The 16,264-nt window shown below is 69.7% G+C and carries 15 protein-coding genes; 9 read left to right on the forward strand and 6 right to left on the reverse strand.

Annotated features, from left to right (window positions below; genetic code table 11):
• Window positions 1–545 precede the first annotated feature (545 nt).
• The 4 genes from BFF77_RS14210 (at window position 546) to BFF77_RS14225 (ending at window position 4,461) form a co-directional block, all read left to right on the forward strand.
• On the forward strand, window positions 546–1,502 hold the full coding sequence (locus BFF77_RS14210; RefSeq protein WP_211280231.1) for a ParB/RepB/Spo0J family partition protein: 957 nt from the start codon (window positions 546–548) through the stop codon (window positions 1,500–1,502).
• 72 nt (window positions 1,503–1,574) lie between these two features.
• Window positions 1,575–2,198: an isochorismatase family protein gene (locus BFF77_RS14215; RefSeq protein ID WP_066948742.1), complete on the forward strand. Its 624-nt coding sequence runs from the start codon at window positions 1,575–1,577 to the stop codon at window positions 2,196–2,198.
• Complete coding sequence (locus BFF77_RS14220; protein ID WP_066948745.1) at window positions 2,195–4,129, forward strand: anthranilate synthase family protein; 1,935 nt, start codon at window positions 2,195–2,197, stop codon at window positions 4,127–4,129. Before BFF77_RS14215 ends, BFF77_RS14220 begins: the two co-directional genes overlap by 4 nt.
• Window positions 4,126–4,461, forward strand: coding sequence for a hypothetical protein (locus tag BFF77_RS14225; protein ID WP_066948748.1), 336 nt, complete (start codon window positions 4,126–4,128; stop codon window positions 4,459–4,461). Before BFF77_RS14220 ends, BFF77_RS14225 begins: the two co-directional genes overlap by 4 nt.
• A 174-nt stretch (window positions 4,462–4,635) precedes the next feature.
• Here BFF77_RS14225 and BFF77_RS14230 read toward each other — a convergent pair whose 3' ends face one another.
• A complete protein-coding gene (locus BFF77_RS14230) occupies window positions 4,636–5,475 on the reverse strand; it encodes a PhzF family phenazine biosynthesis protein (RefSeq protein WP_066948751.1) in 840 nt (279 codons plus the stop codon).
• Between the two features lie 196 nt (window positions 5,476–5,671).
• On the opposite strand from BFF77_RS14230, the gene BFF77_RS14235 reads away from it, so the two are divergent.
• Window positions 5,672–6,163, forward strand: a complete 492-nt coding sequence (locus BFF77_RS14235; RefSeq protein ID WP_211280232.1) for a PhzA/PhzB family protein — start codon at window positions 5,672–5,674, stop codon at window positions 6,161–6,163.
• A 78-nt stretch (window positions 6,164–6,241) separates the two neighbouring features.
• Window positions 6,242–7,252, forward strand: a complete 1,011-nt coding sequence (locus BFF77_RS14240) for a methyltransferase (protein ID WP_066948753.1) — start codon at window positions 6,242–6,244, stop codon at window positions 7,250–7,252.
• Between the two features lie 108 nt (window positions 7,253–7,360).
• Here BFF77_RS14240 and BFF77_RS14245 read toward each other — a convergent pair whose 3' ends face one another.
• Complete coding sequence (locus BFF77_RS14245) at window positions 7,361–7,798, reverse strand: winged helix-turn-helix transcriptional regulator (protein WP_066948756.1); 438 nt, start codon at window positions 7,796–7,798, stop codon at window positions 7,361–7,363.
• 173 nt (window positions 7,799–7,971) lie between these two features.
• Here BFF77_RS14245 and BFF77_RS14250 point away from each other — a divergent pair, with 173 nt between their 5' ends.
• Window positions 7,972–9,366 carry an MFS transporter gene (locus BFF77_RS14250; RefSeq protein ID WP_066948808.1) on the forward strand — a complete coding sequence of 465 codons (1,395 nt, stop codon included), beginning with the start codon at window positions 7,972–7,974 and terminating at the stop codon, window positions 9,364–9,366.
• 39 nt (window positions 9,367–9,405) lie between these two features.
• Here the strand turns inward: BFF77_RS14250 and BFF77_RS14255 are convergent, their stop codons facing one another.
• The 3 genes from BFF77_RS14255 to BFF77_RS14265 form a co-directional block, all read right to left on the reverse strand.
• The gene (locus BFF77_RS14255) at window positions 9,406–10,488 is read right to left on the reverse strand and encodes a magnesium and cobalt transport protein CorA (RefSeq protein ID WP_066948811.1); all 1,083 of its coding nucleotides are present in this window, start codon (window positions 10,486–10,488) and stop codon (window positions 9,406–9,408) included.
• Between the two features lie 202 nt (window positions 10,489–10,690).
• Window positions 10,691–12,184 carry a hydrolase gene (locus tag BFF77_RS14260; protein WP_066948759.1) on the reverse strand — a complete coding sequence of 498 codons (1,494 nt, stop codon included), beginning with the start codon at window positions 12,182–12,184 and terminating at the stop codon, window positions 10,691–10,693.
• A 247-nt stretch (window positions 12,185–12,431) separates the two neighbouring features.
• Window positions 12,432–12,839: a RidA family protein gene (locus BFF77_RS14265; RefSeq protein ID WP_066948761.1), complete on the reverse strand. Its 408-nt coding sequence runs from the start codon at window positions 12,837–12,839 to the stop codon at window positions 12,432–12,434.
• Window positions 12,840–12,977: 138 nt separating this feature from the next.
• Here BFF77_RS14265 and BFF77_RS14270 point away from each other — a divergent pair, with 138 nt between their 5' ends.
• Window positions 12,978–13,358: a winged helix-turn-helix transcriptional regulator gene (locus BFF77_RS14270; RefSeq protein WP_066948764.1), complete on the forward strand. Its 381-nt coding sequence runs from the start codon at window positions 12,978–12,980 to the stop codon at window positions 13,356–13,358.
• A gap of 66 nt (window positions 13,359–13,424) precedes the next feature.
• Here BFF77_RS14270 and BFF77_RS14275 read toward each other — a convergent pair whose 3' ends face one another.
• The gene (locus BFF77_RS14275; RefSeq protein WP_066948767.1) at window positions 13,425–14,285 is read right to left on the reverse strand and encodes a DUF427 domain-containing protein; all 861 of its coding nucleotides are present in this window, start codon (window positions 14,283–14,285) and stop codon (window positions 13,425–13,427) included.
• 187 nt (window positions 14,286–14,472) lie between these two features.
• Between BFF77_RS14275 and BFF77_RS14280 the strand changes: the two genes are divergently transcribed.
• Window positions 14,473–16,245: an MOSC and FAD-binding oxidoreductase domain-containing protein gene (locus tag BFF77_RS14280; RefSeq protein ID WP_066948771.1), complete on the forward strand. Its 1,773-nt coding sequence runs from the start codon at window positions 14,473–14,475 to the stop codon at window positions 16,243–16,245.
• Window positions 16,246–16,264: the final 19 nt, after the last annotated feature.

The raw sequence follows: 16,264 nt of genomic DNA on the forward strand, positions 1-16,264 counted from the left end.
ATCCCCCGGGACGGTCGCGGGCCGCTGTCCGGTGCCGAAAGGGCCGGCGCCGTACCGGAATACGTGACCATTCATTGCCGAAATCTTTGCCGTTATGTCTCTTGCGGGCCGTCCGGGCATCCGTACGGGGATGGATTTCTGTCGAACCGGAGCGAAATTTCCACCGAACCATAGACGTGGCACGGCCGCCCGCAGGTCGCGGAGGCTTGCGGCGCACCGGTTCCGTCGCGTGTCCCGATGCGTGCACGATGTCGTGCACCGTCTGCGACTTTTGTGACATTGACGTTCCTGACATTCATTCCCTAGTGTTGCGGCGGATCTTCATCGGAGGTTTATCTCATTTCCTTGCGATGGTTGGGGTGTTAATGGTGAAGAATTCAACGGCCGGTCCTCCCGGAAGGGAGAGCGGCCTTTCCTATGAACGCAGGGGTGCGATTCCGGGACGCCGGCGGAAACTGCTGGGACCGGTGGTCAAGGTGCTCATCGGGTCATTGGTGATTGCCGACACGCCACGGACCGCGGGCGAGAATCCGGACCATGTCAGAATGCTGGCCTGTGCTCTGGGTGAATTCCCGCCGATTGTCGTGCACCGCGCGACCATGCGTGTGGTCGACGGTCTGCACCGGGTGCGCGCGGCCGAGCTGCGCAAGCAGGAGTTCATCACGGCCCGGATGTTCGAGGGCGACGAGGTCGAGGCGTTCGTCCTCGCGGTACAGGCGAATCTGGCGGGCGGACTGCCGCTCTCCGTCGCCGACCGCAAGGCGGCCGCCGCGCGCGTCATCGCCTCGCACCCCCAGTGGTCGGACCGATTAACTGCCTCCGTCACCGGACTGTCCGCCAAGACGGTCGCCGAGGTACGCCGCAGACACCCCGCCGAGACGACACGCCGGCCGGACAGCAGGATCGGCAAGGACGGGCGGGTGCGGCCCACCGACGCCGTGGAGAAGCGCCGGCTCGCCTCCGAACTGATCCTGCGCAACCCGGAGCTGTCCCTCCGGCAGATAGCCAGGGCGGTGGGGATCTCACCGGAGACGGCACGCTCGGTCCGCGCCAGACTGCTGCGTCAGGAGGATCCGGCCGAACGGGAGCCCGGCGAAGGCCGGTGGACGGCCGAGCCGCCCCCGCTGTCCCTGCCGCTCCCATCCACGCTCCCACCGCCGCCCACGCTCCAGCCCCCGCCCGTACTCCCGGATCCGACCTCCACCTCGATTTCCGTCTCGGCTGACGCGCGTAGAGACCCCGGACCGGAGCAGGAGCTCACGGACCGCTCCACCGAGGTCCAGCGGCTTCGCACGGATCCCTCGCTGCGCTACAGCGAGAACGGACGCACCCTGCTGCGTCTGATGGAAGCCCACGCCATGAGCAGCGAGAAATGGGCGACCCTCGCGAACAGCGTCCCCGCCCACCGCCGGCGGGCCATCGCCAACGCGGCCATGGAGTACGCCAAGGGCTGGCGGGTCGTCGCCGAGCAACTGGCCCGCAACGCCCCCCACTCCGCCTAGGCCCTGTCCGGGCACCATGACGTTCCCGTTCCCCGGCCGGTACTCAAGCCTTCCTCGAGGAGAGAGCCACTCATGCCCGGTATTCCCCCCATCACGCCCTACGTGTTACCCGGTGCCGCCGATCTCCCCGCCAACTCCGCGGACTGGACCGCCGATCCGCGGCGCGCCGTACTGCTCGTCCATGACATGCAGCGGTACTTCCTGAGACCGATCCCCGACAGCCCACGCGACCGGCTCATCGGCAACACCGCGGAACTGCTCGGCCGCGCCCGTGAGTCGGGCGTACCGGTGGCGTACACGGCGCAGCCCGGAGGCATGACCGACGAACAGCGCGGTCTGCTCAAGGACTTCTGGGGCCCGGGGATGCGTACCGACCCCGCCGACCGGGAAGTGGTGGAGCCGCTGGAGCCCCGCCCGGACGAACGGCGCCTGACCAAATGGCGCTACAGCGCGTTCCACCGCTCCGATCTGCTCGACTGGATGCGGGCACAGGAACGCGACCAGCTCGTCATCTGCGGTGTGTACGGACATGTCGGCGTACTGGCGAGCGCGGTGGAGGCGTTCACCCATGACATCCAGCCGTTTCTGGTGGCGGACGCCATGGGCGACTTCTCCCTGCGCCACCACCGTATGACGCTGGAGTACGCGGCGCAGCGCTGCGCCATGGTGGTCACGCAGGGACAGGTCCTGGCATGACCGGCGACGGCGATCCGCTGACCCGGGTGCTGGCCGACCGGCCGCCGCCCTTCGCGCTGCTGCACCGGCCGGAGACGACCGGCCGGGACCGGCTGGACGTACTGCTCGGCGAACTCTCGGAGCCGGCCACCCTCGCCGGGATCCCCGTACCCGACGAATCCCATGGACAGGGCCAGGACGTCCTGGTGATCATCCCTTTCCGGCAGATCGCCGAACGCGGCTTCGCCTGCGTCGACGACGGCGCCCCGCTCCTCGCGCTGCGGGTGACGGAACAGGCCGTCCTGCCACTGCCCGAGGTACTGGCCCGTATCCCCGAAGTCCCGATCACCCTGGCGAACAGCGGCTTCGACATCGCCGACGAGGAGTACGCGGAGATCGTCCGCAGGGTCGTCGCCGACGAGATCGGCACGGGCGCGGGCGCGAACTTCGTGATCAAACGGTCGTTCGTCGCCGATATCGAGGGATACGACCCGGCCCACGCGCTCGCGTTCTTCCGGCGGCTGTGCGCCCGCGAGTCGGGGGCGTACTGGACGTTCATCGTGCACACCGGTACCCGTACCTTCGTGGGGGCCACCCCGGAGCGGCACATCAGCCTGCGCGCGGGCACGGCGGTGATGAACCCGGTCAGCGGCACCTACCGCTATCCCGCGGGCGGACCGGTGCTCTCCGACGTGCTGGAGTTCCTCTCCGACGAGAAGGAGAGCGACGAGCTGTACATGGTGCTGGACGAGGAGCTGAAGATGATGGCCCGCGTCTGCGACTCCGGCGGACGCGTCGTGGGACCGAGGCTGAAGGAGATGGCGCGGCTCGCGCACACCGAGTACCTCATCGAGGGCCGCTCCCACCGGGCACCGCAGGAGATCCTGCGCGAGACGCTCTTCGCGCCGACGGTGACGGGGAGCCCGCTGGAGAGCGCCTGCCGGGTCATCAGCCGGTACGAACCAGGGGGCCGCGGCTACTACAGCGGTGTCATGGCTCTGATCGGCCGGGAGGGCGGTTCCCGGTCCCTGGACTCCGCCATTCTGATCCGTACCGCGGACATCGACCGCGCGGGCCGGGTGGAGATCGGTGTGGGCGCCACGCTCGTACGGCACTCCGATCCCGTCTCCGAGGCCGCCGAGACCAGGGCGAAGGCGGCGGGGCTGCTCTCCGCGCTGGAGGGCGACCGGCGGGGCCGCCTCGGCGACCATCCCGCCGTACGGTCGGCCCTGGCGAGCCGCAACGAGGACCTCGCCCGGTTCTGGCTCGCCGACGATCCGGCGGACGCGGCGGGCCCGGCGGACGCGGCGGACGCGGCGGGCCGGGCCGGCGCGGCGGCCCCGGCGGCACGGGAGCGGCCCGTGCCGGCGCTGGCAGGCCGCCGCGTACTGGTCGTCGACGCCGAGGACACCTTTACCGCGATGATCGGCCATCAGCTCCGCTCGCTGGGAACGGAGGTGACGGTGCGCCGCTTCGACGAGGAGTACTCCCTCGACGAGCACGACCTGGTCGTCATGGGCCCGGGACCGGGCGATCCCAACGACGGCGGCGATCCCCGGATCGCCCATCTCCACACGGCGATCGGCACCCTGCTGGAGCGGCGCCTGCCGTTCCTCGCCGTCTGTCTCAGCCATCAGGTGCTCAGCAGGCGCCTCGGTCTGGAGGTGACGCCCTGCGACGACTGCCGCCAGGGCACCCGGCGTGAGATCGACCTGTTCGGCACGCGTGTGCTCGCCGGGTTCTACAACACCTTCGCCGCCCGCTGCGACACGGACGAGATCCACCGCCCGGGCATCGGCCCGGTCGAGGTCAGCCGGGACCCGGGCAGCGGTGAGGTGCACGCGCTGCGCGGACCTCGTTTCACCTCGATGCAGTTCCACGCGGAATCGGTGCTCACCCGCGACGGGCGGCACATCTGGGCCACTCATATGGAAGAGGTGCTCCGCGCGTGAACGTCACCATCGCGTGGTGGGATCTGACCGGGTCCGAGCAGACCATCGACTCGCTGCGGGAGTATCTGCGGAGCGACGGAGTGCCGCCGTGGACCTCGGTCAAGGGCCTGCGGCTGAAGTTCTGGATCTCCGACCGGCCGGGGAACCGCTGGGGAGCGGTGATGCTGTGGGAGTCTGCGGAGGCCGGCGAGCAGCCGCTGCCACCGCACCTCGCCGCCCGGCTGATCGGCTATCCGCCCACCGAGCGGGTGCGGTTCGAGATCGAGGCCACGGTGGAGGGCGAGTACGAGAGAGCGGCGCTGTCCGGCCTCGGACTGGTCTACGAGAGCTGATCCGCGCGGCCGGCTCCGCGGCGCCGGGTCCCCGCGGCCGGGCCCGCGGGGGCCGGGCCCGCGCGGCATCAGCGGTGAGGCCGGATCCGTGGGGCCCTGATCGTGAACCGGGACGTCCGGTCCGCGGCGCCCGAGCGCGCCGCGGACCGGACCGTCCTCGGACCACGACGGTCCTCACATGTGGAAGGTCCCCCGGGCCACGATCACCGCGGAGCCCGCCACCTCCACCATGTCCACCCGCTGACCCGCACCGTCGGCGGTGGCGAGCATCGTGGAGGGTCGGCCCATCTCGACGCCCTGGCAGATCTCGATCCGGCGCCCGTACGGGATCAGTCCGTGCCGCGCCAGATGTATCGCGAGCGGCCCGGCGGCCGATCCCGTCGCCGCGTCCTCGGCGACACCGTAGGCGGGCGAGAACATCCGTGTCCGCCAGTTGCTCCCGGATCCCGCGAAGCAGTTGGCCGCCATGTCGAGATGCCTGGCCAGCGCCCGCAGATCGGGTTCCACCTCGGACAGCGCCTCCACACTGTCCAGTCCGACGAACACATGGCGCGGCCCGTTGCGGTAGACCTCCACCGGCAGTACGGAGGACTTCACACCGAGCGCGGCGAGCAGCTCGTCGGCCTCCGCGTAGGGCTCCCAGGTCGGGATCGGCTGGCGCATGCAGGCCGAGCGGATCCCGCCGTCCGGGCCCCGGTCGAATTCGAACGGCACGGTGGTCACGGCGGTTTCCATCAGCAGCCGGTCCTGCCGGGTGGCCGTGCCCAGCACGATCGCGGTGCCCAGCGCCGGATGGCCGGCGAACGGCAGCTCGTTCACCGGAGTGAAGATACGGACCCGCACGTCTCCGCCGTCCTGCGGCGGAAGGACGAATGTCGTCTCCGACAGATTCAGCTCGCGGGCCAGGCGCTGCATCTGCGCGGTGGAAAAGTTGGAGGCGTCGAGGAAGACGGCCAGCGGATTTCCGGAGAGGGGTTCGTCGGTGAAGACATCGGCCACTACGTAATCATGCATTCCCGCAAAATACTGGGCCGGTGAGGCAGCCTGCAAGAATTCACTGACGTCCAAGTGCGGGACGGTCGGGGGAGTTCGCGCCCCTGTCCAACGGGCGGAAATCGCCGGTTGGACACCCGATGGCCTGGATAAGGTGCTCCGGACCGGCCAGTGAATTCCTGGCCCTTCCTTCCATCGTCCCCTGTGAGGTCCGGCAATGACTGAAGTCACCGTCAACGAACCGGCGTCCGACGACGAAGCGGAACTGCGGCGCCGTAACCGGGCCGTGGTCGAGGACTATATGAGCAGGAAGGGCGAGGGACGGCTGAGCCGCTATCTCCTGTTCACCGAGGAGGGCAGCGGCGGTCTGTACACCGCCGACACCGAGGAACCGATCGTCTCCCGCGGCCTCGACAAGCTGAAGGCCCACGGCGCATGGTCCCTGGAATGCTTTCCCGACTGGGTCTGGTACAACGTCGAGATCTTCGAGACACAGGATCCGAACCGGTTCTGGGTCGAGTGCGACGGAGAGGGCGCGATTCTCTTTCCCGGATATCCGCCCGGCCACTACAAGAACCACTTCATTCACTCGTTCCTGCTCGACGACGGCAAGATCGTCCAGAACCGGGAATTCATGAATCCGTACAACCAGCTCCGCGCGCTGGGCATAGAGATTCCGGTGATCCGGCGGGGCGGCATTCCCACCTGAGGCCGGGGCCCGACGAATCCGGGACCCGATGGACAACACGACCGCAGTGATCCTCCCCGACATCCTGGAGAGTTCGCAGTGAAAGCCGATCTGAAGGCGGCCCAAGAAGTAGTCGAGCTGATCACCGGGGGCTGGCGGGCACAGGCCGTCCACACCGCCGCGAAGCTCGGACTGCCCGATCACATCGAAGCCGGCCGCACCACCAGCGGCGAACTCGCCGAGGCCACCGGCGCCGAGGAGGAGGGCATCCGCCGTCTGATGCGCCTCCTGGTGGCGATGGGCGTGTTCGAAGGGGATCACGAGACGGGCTACCGGAACACACCGGTGGCCACGGCGCTCCTGGACCGGCCGGGGACGCTGCGCGACATGTGTCTCCTCTACGGTGAGGAGTTCTACACGGCCTGGGGCAACGCGGTGGAGTGTTTCACCACCCTGACCGCGGGCTTCGAACTCGCCTTCGGCAACCCGCTCTACTCGTATCTCGACAGCCACGACGACCTGGCCGTCCGGTTCCAGCGCACCATGAAGGCCGGCAATCTCTTCTTCGACTACGTACCGGAGATCTTCGACTTCTCCGGCGGCAAGACCGTCGTGGACTGCGGCGGCGGCAACGGCCATCTGCTCTCCGTCATCCTCGAGGCCGCTCCCGACGCCCGTGGCGCGCTCGTCGACCGCGAGCATGTGATACCCATCGCCCGCGACTACCTCTCCGGCACCGTCGGCCTCGACCGTGTCGAACTCCACGCGGGCGACATGTTCAAGGCCGTGCCCCTGGACGGCGATGTCTATCTCTTCTGCCGGGTCCTCGCGGGGTGGTCCGACGACGCCGTCGTGGAGGCCTTCCGCCACTGCCGGCACGCCATGGCCGGTCCCGACTCCCGGCTTCTCGTACTCGACCGCACCGTGACCGACAAGGACTCCACGGTGCTGCCCGCCCTGTGGGATCTCCATCTGCTGATGACCAACGGCGGCAGGCACCGCTCCGTCGACCAGTTCCGGACGCTTCTCGACCGGGCGGGCTTCGACGTCGAGCGCATCGCGGAACTCCCCATGGAGACCACGGCCCTCATCGCGGCCCCGCGTACCTGACCGACCGGGCGACCGATCCCCGCGCCACCGAGACGAGTGCCGGCCGTGCCACGGCCGGCACTCGTGCGTTTGTGGGGCCCGCCCGCGAACGGAGCCGGCCCGCGAGGCTCAGGAAGCCTCTGTGCCGTGGTCCAGCCGGCGGTCGTACGCGGTGCGAGCGAGCGCGATCTCGTGCTGATGCTCCTCCGTCCAGGTCACCAGGGCCTGGATGGTGGCGTGGAGCGTCGCTCCGAGAGGAGTGAGCTCGTAATCGACACGCGGCGGAACGACGGGGTGGACGGTCCGCCGGACGAGCCCGTCCCGTTCGAGCTGACGCAGGGTCACCGTCAGCATGCGCTGGCTGATGCCCTCGATCCTGTTGCGCAGTTCCGTGAAGCGCAGGGTCCGGCGCTCCAGGAGCGCGATGACCAGCAGCGACCACTTGTCCGCGACGCGGTCGAGGATCTGCCGTACCTCGCAGCCTTCGCGCGTGTCCCACTGAAGGATGTCGTAGTCCCCGTCGGTATCCGCGCAGTGCGTCGGTGACTTTGAAGTGCCTTCTTCCATGGCCCGTCAGCCTGCCCGAGGATTCCCGTAGTTACAAGTCGGAACCGGCAGGCTTCCGCGTAACCACCGACGCGCGCCCCGAGCGCGGGCGGAATCCCTCTCACCCTTCCTGTGCGTTCGAGGAGACATCTGTGTCCACCGTGAAATCCCCGTCGGGCAGCCGTGGCGACCGTATGAGCGGACGCGCCTGGGGCGTGCTGTTCGTGCTGTGCGGCGCGATCTTCCTGGAGGGCATCGACGTGGCCATGCTCAATGTGGCCCTGCCGTCGATCCGTGAGGATCTCGGTATGTCCACGGGCACGCTCCAGTGGGTCATGAGCGCCTACGTGCTCGGCTACGGCGGCTTCATGCTGCTCGGCGGCCGGGCCGCCGACCTGTTCGGACGCCGTCGGATGTTCCTGTTCTGGCTGGTCGTCTTTCTGCTCTTCTCCGGCCTCGGCGGTTTCGCCACCGAGGGCTGGATGCTCATCGTGGCCCGGTTCGTCACCGGTGTCGCGGCGGCCTTCATGACTCCGGCCGGTCTGTCGATCATCACCACGAGCTTCGAGGAAGGGCCCGAGCGCAACAAGGCCCTGCTCGTCTACTCCGGTACCGCCGCCGGGGGTTTCTCCGTCGGTCTGGTCGTCGGCGGCCTGCTGGCCGCGGTCGACTGGCGCTGGGTGTTCTTCGCCCCGGTGATCCTCTCCTTCCTGATCCTGGTCGCCGCGCTCGCCCTGCTCCCGGGGGCGGCCCGCCCGGACCGCGACGGCCGGCCCGTCGACGTGGGCGGCGCGATCACCGTGACGGGCGCCATCCTGCTGCTGGTGTTCGCCGTGGAGCGCGCCCCGCATGTGGCGGCGATCCGGACGGCCGGCACGGTCGCGGCCGGCCTGCTGCTGGTCATTGCGTTCATCGCCGTCGAGCGGACATCGCCCTCGCCGCTGGTGCGTCTCGGGATCTTCCGCAACGCCGCGCTCGTCCGCTCCAACATCGCAGGACTGCTGTTCGCCGCCGGGTTCTTCGGCTTCCAGTTCATCGTCGTCCTGTATCTCCAGGAGCTGCGCGACTGGTCGACGCTCCAGACCAGTTTCGCGCTGATGGTGATCGGGGTCGACGCCGTGCTCTCCCCGACGCTGACCCCCCGGCTGGTCGAGCGGTTCGGCAACGCCCGGGTCATCTTCGGCGGTCTGGTCCTGGCCTCGCTGGCGTACGCCCTGTTCCTGCCGGTCCAGGCGGACTGGACGTACGCGGCCATGTTCCCCGGCCTGATCGTCCTCGGTCTGGCCTTCTCCCTCGCGTACGGTCCGCTCACCATCGTCGCCACCGAGGGCATGGAAGAGGAGGAACAGGGCGTCGCGGGCGGTCTGCTGTACACGTCCTTCCAGTTCGGAGCGGCGCTGGGGCTCTCCTCGGTGGCCGCGGTCGACATCGCGGCGACCGACGGCTCGTCCCCGGCGGCGCAGCTCGACGGCTACCGGGCCGCCCTGGCCGTACCACTGATCGCGGCCCTGGCGGCCACCCTGATCAGCGTGCCGGGTCTGCGTGCCCGTGCCACCGCTCCCGAGGGCCGGCCGTCGGGCGGGAATTAGGCGGGAATCAGGCCCTGCAACCGTGCGACAGGAGTGGCGTCAGAGCCAGCCGTTGCGGCGGAAGCCGCGGTGGAGCAGGAGGCAGGCGGTGGCGATGACTCCCAGGACGAGGAAGTAGCCGTACGTCCAGCGCAGTTCCGGCATGTGGTCGAAGTTCATGCCGTACACGGCGCAGACCATCGTCGGTACGGCGACGACCGCCGCCCATGCCGTGATCTTGCGCATGTCCTCGTTCTGGGCGACGGTCACCTGGGCGAGATGGGCCTGGAGGATCGAGTCGAGCAGGGCGTCGAAGGACGCGATCTGCTCGGTGACCCTGGCCAGATGGTCGGCGACATCGCGGAAGTACGGCTGGATGTCCTGGCCGACCGGCGGCAGGGGCTCGGTGGCCAGCGCGTGGAGCGGCCGGTCCAGCGGTGCCACCGCCCGCTTGAGCTCCAGCAGCTCGCGTTTGAGCTGATAGATACGGCCCGCGTCGCTGCGGCTGGAGTGCTCGCTGAAGACCTGGGCCTCGGCGGCGTCGATGTCGGTCCGTACGGCGTCCGCGACGGCGAGGTAGTCGTCGACCACCTGGTCGGCTATGGCGTGCAGTACGGCGGCGGGGCCCTTGGCCAGCTGCTCGGGGGCGGCCTCCAGGGACTCGCGGAGCGGGCCGAGCGAACCGTGCCCGCCGTGTCTGACCGTGATCACGAAGTCGGGACCGGTGAAGATCACCAGCTCGCCGGTGTCCACCACCTCGCTGGTGGCCGTGAGTTCCTCGTGCTCGACGTAGTGGCAGGTCTTGAAGACGGCGAACAGCGTCTCGTCGTACCGCTGCACCTTGGGCCGCTGATGCGCGAGCACCGTGTCCTCCACGGCCAGCGGATGCAGTCCGAACAGCTCGGCGATCCAGGCGAACTCCGTCCGGGAGGGTTCGTGCAGCCCCATCCACACGAAGCCCCGGCCGGATTTACGGACCTGCCGCAGGGCCTCGTCCACCGGGCCGGTGTCGGGCAGGCGCGCGCCGTCCTCGTAGATCACACAGTTGACCACGGTGCTGCCCAGCGGGGAGCGGGCCGGGTGGCTCAGATCCACTTTCCGGCGGTAGGCGCGGCTCACCGCACGCTGGAGACTGCGGATGATCGGCACAACGGGCTCCTTCGGACAACCGGCGGTCACCAGTGTGCCATCGGTCGTCATGGAGCCGCCCGTGCCGAGCCGCCCGGTCCCTGACGCCGGCGTGGGCGTCCGGCGTTCACTGTCGGGACCGGGCGGCGGCCGGCGTCCGCCCCGAAGGGGCATCCCTCCGAAGGGGCATCCCTCCGAAGGGCCGGGCCGGTTTGGTTCAGCTCACGTTGAGCGCGGTGTCGTCGATGACGAAGGAGGTCTGGAGCTTGGATCCCTCGACACCGGTGAACTTGACCGTCACGGTCTGGCCGGCATAGGCGCTCAGGTCGAAGCTGCGCCGGGTGTAGCCGGTGGCGGCGTTGGTGTTGGAGTAGGTGGCCAGGGTGGAGAGAACCGTGCCGGAGCTGTTGAGCACCTGCGCCTTGAGGGTGTCGTAGGCGGTGCTGCCGGTCTCGGCGGTGTCGATGTGGAGATAGAAGCTCAGCGTCGCGGCGCAGCCGGACGGGATGGTCACGGACTGGGCGAGCGTGTCCGTGCGGGCCGTGCCGTAACCGCCGAGCCATGCCTTGTACGAGCCGGTACGGGCGGCCTGGCCGGTGCTGTTGGTGATGACACCGCTGGACGTCGTCCAGGACGAACTGCCGGACTCGAAGCCGGAGTTGGCGAACAGCTGGGCGGCGGTGCAGGTGCCGCCGCCACCGCCGCCACCACCGCCGCCGTCCCCGCCACCGCTGCCGGTCCCCGAGGACAGCCACTCGGTGGCGTTGAGGGCGAGCGCGGCATTGGTGGCGCCGGAGTCGCGCCAGCCGTCGTACAGGGTGTTGCCCGACTGGCCGGTGCCGTCGTCGATGGGGGAGCTGTCGCCCCAGAAGGCGACACGGCCGCTGCCGAAGGTGCTGGTGGCGAAGAAGGCGCCGGTGTTGCCCGAGTAGCCCGTCCGGTAGAGGAGGCCCTTGACGCTGGAATTGTCGGAGGGCCTGAGGGTGGCGGTGGTGCCACTGGCGATGAGGCTCTTGGTGACCGTACCGAACGAGCCGCGCAGCACCGGGTTGGAGCTGTCGTTGATCGCGGAGGGGTGGTCGGAGCCGACGGTGAGGGTGTCGACGGTGAAGCCGAACGGGTTGGTGCTGTCGACGCTGTTGTTGCTCATCAGGTCGTTGATGATCTCGACGGCGTCCTCGCCGTCGTTGTTGCGGTCGGCGCCGGTGTGGTCGGCGATCAGGAAGAGGCCGCCGCCGTTCTGCACGAACTTCATCACCGCGGTCTTCTCGGCCGAGGTCAGCAGAACGTTCGGCTCGGGCAGGACGAAGCTGTCGAAGTTCTTCAGGTCCGTGGCGCTCGTCGTGCCGTAGGTGATCGAGCCGCTGGACGGCAGCGTCTTGAGGCTGTAGCTGCCGGTCCTCTGGAGGGCCACGCCCCAGGAGGAGAGGGCACCGGTCCAGGAGGTGTCGGAGGTGGGGGAGGGGTTCTGTCCCAGCGGATCGGGCTGGCTGGTGCTGATGATCCAGTCGGCGTTCCCGGCCGTCTCGGCGTGGGCGTTGTCGAACAGCACACGATGAGTGGCCGCCGCGGCGGCGGCCGGTGCCGCCTGGACGGTCCGGGCGGCCGGTTCGGCCTGGGCGGCCTGAGCGGCGGTACCGGCGGCGAGGGCGCCGAGAGCGACGGTGACGCCGGCGAGTCTGCGACGGCGGGAAATCCCTGATCCGAGCATCCGTCAAACCTCCGTGTACGAGGAGCGGTGGGCGTGCGAGAAGCCAACTCTGCGCGCGTAGACCATCGGATGAACCGCCGATGGGTAACGAGTTCTTGAACGGTACATGGCAAAAATCTCCGGGGGGAAGGATCCGGTCCGCTTCCCGGGGACCCGGCCTGGCCGCCGCCCACCGGCGCGGCGGCCCCGGTGCTCCGCGATGCCGGTGCCGCGCGGCATGGGCGGCCTCGGGGCGAAGGACGCCTGTTCAGTCGATGACGGCGGTGGCCTCGATCTCCACCAGGTGCTCGGGCACGTCCAGTGCCGCGACGCCCAGCAGCGTGGCCGGCGGAACCGGGGTGACCCCCAGCTTCGTGGCCGCCCGGGTGATCCCCTCCAGCAGCAGGGGCATCTTGTCGGGAGTCCAGTCGACGACATGGACGGTCAGTTTCGCCACGTCGTCGAAGGTGGCGCCGGCGCCGGCCAGGGCGGTGCCGATGTTGAGATAGCACCGCTCGACCTGGGCGGCGAGGTCGGCTCCGCCGACCGTGACCCCCTCGGCGTCCCAGGCGACCTGCCCGGCGACGAAGACCAGCTTCGACCCGGTCGCGATCGACACCTGCCGGTAGGCGTCGATCTCCGGCAGCCCACCGGGATTCACCAGGGTGATGGCCATGCCTGCCTCCGTCGCTCCGGGCGCCCGTGCCCGCTTCCGCCGGGCCACGGGACGCTCACTCTCTTGTGGTTACTCGGAAACCGTAGGAGAGTGGCCGCTGACGTGGAAGAACGCACTTTTCGGTGACTGGGGAACCTGATGGTGACCAAGCAGTTCGACGGCCCGCCCGACGAAGCGGACCTGAGGCGGGCGGACTCCCTGGCGCGGGAGATCTTCTCGGACGTCGCCGACAAGTGGGCGCTCCTGATCATCGAGGCCCTGGGGGAGGGCACCCTGCGCTTCAGCGAACTGCGCGACGAGATCGAGGGCATCAGCCACAAGATGCTCACCCAGAACCTGCGCATGCTGGAGCGCAACGGCCTGGTCGAGCGGACGGTGCACCCCGTTGTGCCGCCGCGGGTCGAGTACACCCTCACCCGGCCGGGTCAGGCCCTGCGGGTGACGATCGACGGACTGTGCGACTGGACCCACCGCCTTCTCGGCCACATCGACGCCTCCCGCCGCCGCTTCGACGCCTGACGGGACGAGCGGCGGCACTGGGCTCGGCGCGGCTCGGCGCGGAGTGCCTCGGACGCGGCTGAAGGATCAGCGCGTACCGGCCTCGGCGGCGTCCAGACCGCGGTCGACGCCGTGCGGGACGACACGCTGGCCCGGTTCCAGCTCCAGGCGCTTCCCGTCGAGGTGGACCTCGACGTCGTCCGGCTCGAAGGAGACCATGCCGTTGATACGGCGCACCTCGGCGTAGGCGGCGCGGTAGGACCATGCCGCGCGCGGCACACCGTCGATGTCGTAGTAGTCGCACAGGCCCTTGTACGGGCAGAACGTCTGCCCTTCCACGGCTCGCAGGCGGCTTTCGTCGATGTCCCGGCGGGGAACGTACCAGCGCGGTGCGAATCCGGACTCGTACAGCACCACCGGGTGCTCGGAGCGCGCCACCGCATCGCCCTCGGAACGGACCTCCAGCGTGCGGGACGTGCCACGGATGTCGATGCGGTGGTACGCGTCGGCGGCGTGCCCGAGGATCTGCTCGTCCTCCTCGTAGAAGGCGTCCATCGCCCGCCAGGCGAAAGCGATCCGGCCCGCCGGCACGCGCGCGTACTCCGGCAGGCCGGTGTGCTCCCAGGCCGCCCGCTCGGCGGTACGGTCACCGGCCCGCACGGCGTACCAGGAGGTGTCGCCGAGATCCCGGTGCCGGGTGGTCCGGTCGCCCGCTGTCAGCGCGTCCGCCGTCACGTCGGAGCGCGGGAAGTACGCCACCGGGTAGCGGCCGGGCTCGTGCAGCAGGACGACGTCCTCGCTGTCGGCGATCCACACACCGCCGAGGAGCACACGCGTCCGCCGGCGCGACGGCTCGGCGAACAGCAACCGCTCGGGCAGCGGATCGGGTGTCAGGAACCGGCCGGTCCGGCCGGGCGAGAGCGGGCCCTGCTGCCATGCCAGTCCCATGACCGTTGCTCCCATCGGTGGGTCGGAGGCCGCCCGTTGTCCAGGTTGCGCCCCGGTGGGCCACCGCGCGACCCGGCGCCGGCCCACGCATAATTCGAAGGTGATGTCACCAGGCGGACCGCTCCCCGCATGATTCCGTGCACGACGAGCGGCCGGTTCCCGGACCCGCCCACTCAGGAGAAGCGCGATGGCGACGCTACTGTCGGTGAATGTCGGTATGCCCAGGGACGTCCCCTGGCAGGGCAGGACCGTCCACACCGGGGCATGGAAGAAACCCGTCCAGGGCCCGCGGATGGTACGGCGTCTGAACATCGACGGTGACGGTCAGGGCGATCTGGCGGGTCACGGCGGAGAGTACCGGGCCGTGCTCGTGTATCAGCTGGAGTCCTACCGGTACTGGCGGGAACACCTCGAACGTGAGGACCTGCGCTTCGGCCACTTCGGGGAGAATTTCACCGTCGACGGGCTTGCCGACGACGAGGTGTGCGTCGGCGACCGCTACCGGGTGGGCGAAGCCGAGTTCGAGGTCACCCAGCCGCGTGTCACCTGCTACCGCGTCGGGATGCGCCTGGGGCTGCCCGCCATGGCGTCCCTGCTGGTCGCTCATCACCGTCCCGGCTTCTATCTGCGAGTCGTCACCGAAGGCCATGTCCAGGCCGGCGACGAGATCATCCGTACACGGATCGGCCCGGGAGCGCTCAGTGTCGCCGACATCGACGCCCTGCTCTACCTTCCCGGCCGCGACCCGGCGAAGCTGTGCACCGCTCGGTCCATCCCGGCCCTCAGCCCCGGCTGGCAGCGGTCCTTCGACGAGATGGCGGAAGCAGGCGGCCACCCCGCTGCCCCGCCGGGGCCCGAGAAGGAGAGCGCCGGGTGGCCGGGGTTCAAACCCCTGCGCGTCGCCCGTGTCGTCCCCGAGACCCCGACCGTTTCCTCGATCCATCTCGAACCCACCGACCGGCGGCCACTTCCCGCTGCCCGACCCGGCCAGTACCTGGCGATCCGCATCCCCGACAGCACTCCGCCTGCTCCGGTGCGCAGCTACTCACTGTCCTCCGCGCCTGGAACGTCCGGCGCGCCAGGACCGGACAGCTACCGCATCAGCGTCAAGCGGGAGCCCCACGGCCGGGTGAGCACCTACCTCCACACCGAAGTGCGCCCGGGGACGCTCCTGGACGTCGCGAGCCCCCGAGGGGACTTCGTGCTCGCGGAGGAGGGCACCAACCCCGTCGTGCTGCTCTCCGCCGGCATCGGCGTCACCCCCGTACTCGCCATGCTCCACCGACTGGCCTCCGACCGTGACCGGCGGCCCGTGTGGTGGATCCACACGACCCGCGACCACGAACAGCACGCCTTCGCCGAGGAGGCCGGCCATCTCCTGGCCCGGCTGCCCGACGCGCACCGGCGCATCTTCTACACCGCAGCGCCGGACGGGGCCCGGTCCGGGCGGCGGAGGGACGTCACCTACGGGCACCTGGTCCCCGAGGCCCTGGCCGACCTGGGGATTCCGTCCGACGCCGACGTCTATCTGTGCGGGCCGGAGTCGTTCATGACCGACCTCGGCAAAGCCCTGCGGGACCTCGGTCTCCGGCCGGAACGCATCCACACCGAACTGTTCGGCGCCCGCGACGCCATCAATCCCGGAATCACGGCGACAGCCACGGCCGCCACGCGCCCGCACCCGCCTCCCGGCCCGCCCGGCTCCGGCCCTCTCGTCACGTTCACCCGCGGTGGCGTCTCCGCGCCCTGGTCGGCGGTCTACAACTCCCTGCTGGAGCTCGCCGAGGCATGCGACGTCCCCACCCGGTGGTCCTGTCGTACCGGCGTCTGCCATACGTGCGTCACGCCCCTCGTCTCCGGCGACGTCGGCTACACCGTCCCGCCGCTCGAACCGCCCGAGACCGGCAGCGTCCTCATCTGCTGTGCCACGCCCACCGGCGAGGTCCTGCTCGACCTGTGAGCGGTCGACCTGTGAGCGG

The sequence above is a fragment of the Streptomyces lushanensis genome (assembly GCF_001700515.1).
Taxonomy (GTDB): Bacteria; Actinomycetota; Actinomycetes; order Streptomycetales; family Streptomycetaceae; genus Streptomyces; species Streptomyces lushanensis.

Coding starts and splice junctions, on each gene's coding strand:
- BFF77_RS14220 (WP_066948745.1), top strand. CDS start 2,195: ATGACCGGCGACGGCGATCCGCTGACCCGGGTGCTGGCCGACCGGCCG.
- BFF77_RS14270 (WP_066948764.1), top strand. CDS start 12,978: ATGGTGACCAAGCAGTTCGACGGCCCGCCCGACGAAGCGGACCTGAGG.
- BFF77_RS14230 (WP_066948751.1), bottom strand. CDS start 5,475: ATGCATGATTACGTAGTGGCCGATGTCTTCACCGACGAACCCCTCTCC.
- BFF77_RS14260 (WP_066948759.1), bottom strand. CDS start 12,184: ATGCTCGGATCAGGGATTTCCCGCCGTCGCAGACTCGCCGGCGTCACC.
- BFF77_RS14215 (WP_066948742.1), top strand. CDS start 1,575: ATGCCCGGTATTCCCCCCATCACGCCCTACGTGTTACCCGGTGCCGCC.
- BFF77_RS14265 (WP_066948761.1), bottom strand. CDS start 12,839: ATGGCCATCACCCTGGTGAATCCCGGTGGGCTGCCGGAGATCGACGCC.
- BFF77_RS14235 (WP_211280232.1), top strand. CDS start 5,672: ATGACTGAAGTCACCGTCAACGAACCGGCGTCCGACGACGAAGCGGAA.
- BFF77_RS14275 (WP_066948767.1), bottom strand. CDS start 14,285: ATGGGACTGGCATGGCAGCAGGGCCCGCTCTCGCCCGGCCGGACCGGC.
- BFF77_RS14280 (WP_066948771.1), top strand. CDS start 14,473: ATGGCGACGCTACTGTCGGTGAATGTCGGTATGCCCAGGGACGTCCCC.
- BFF77_RS14245 (WP_066948756.1), bottom strand. CDS start 7,798: ATGGAAGAAGGCACTTCAAAGTCACCGACGCACTGCGCGGATACCGAC.
- BFF77_RS14210 (WP_211280231.1), top strand. CDS start 546: ATGCTGGCCTGTGCTCTGGGTGAATTCCCGCCGATTGTCGTGCACCGC.
- BFF77_RS14250 (WP_066948808.1), top strand. CDS start 7,972: ATGAGCGGACGCGCCTGGGGCGTGCTGTTCGTGCTGTGCGGCGCGATC.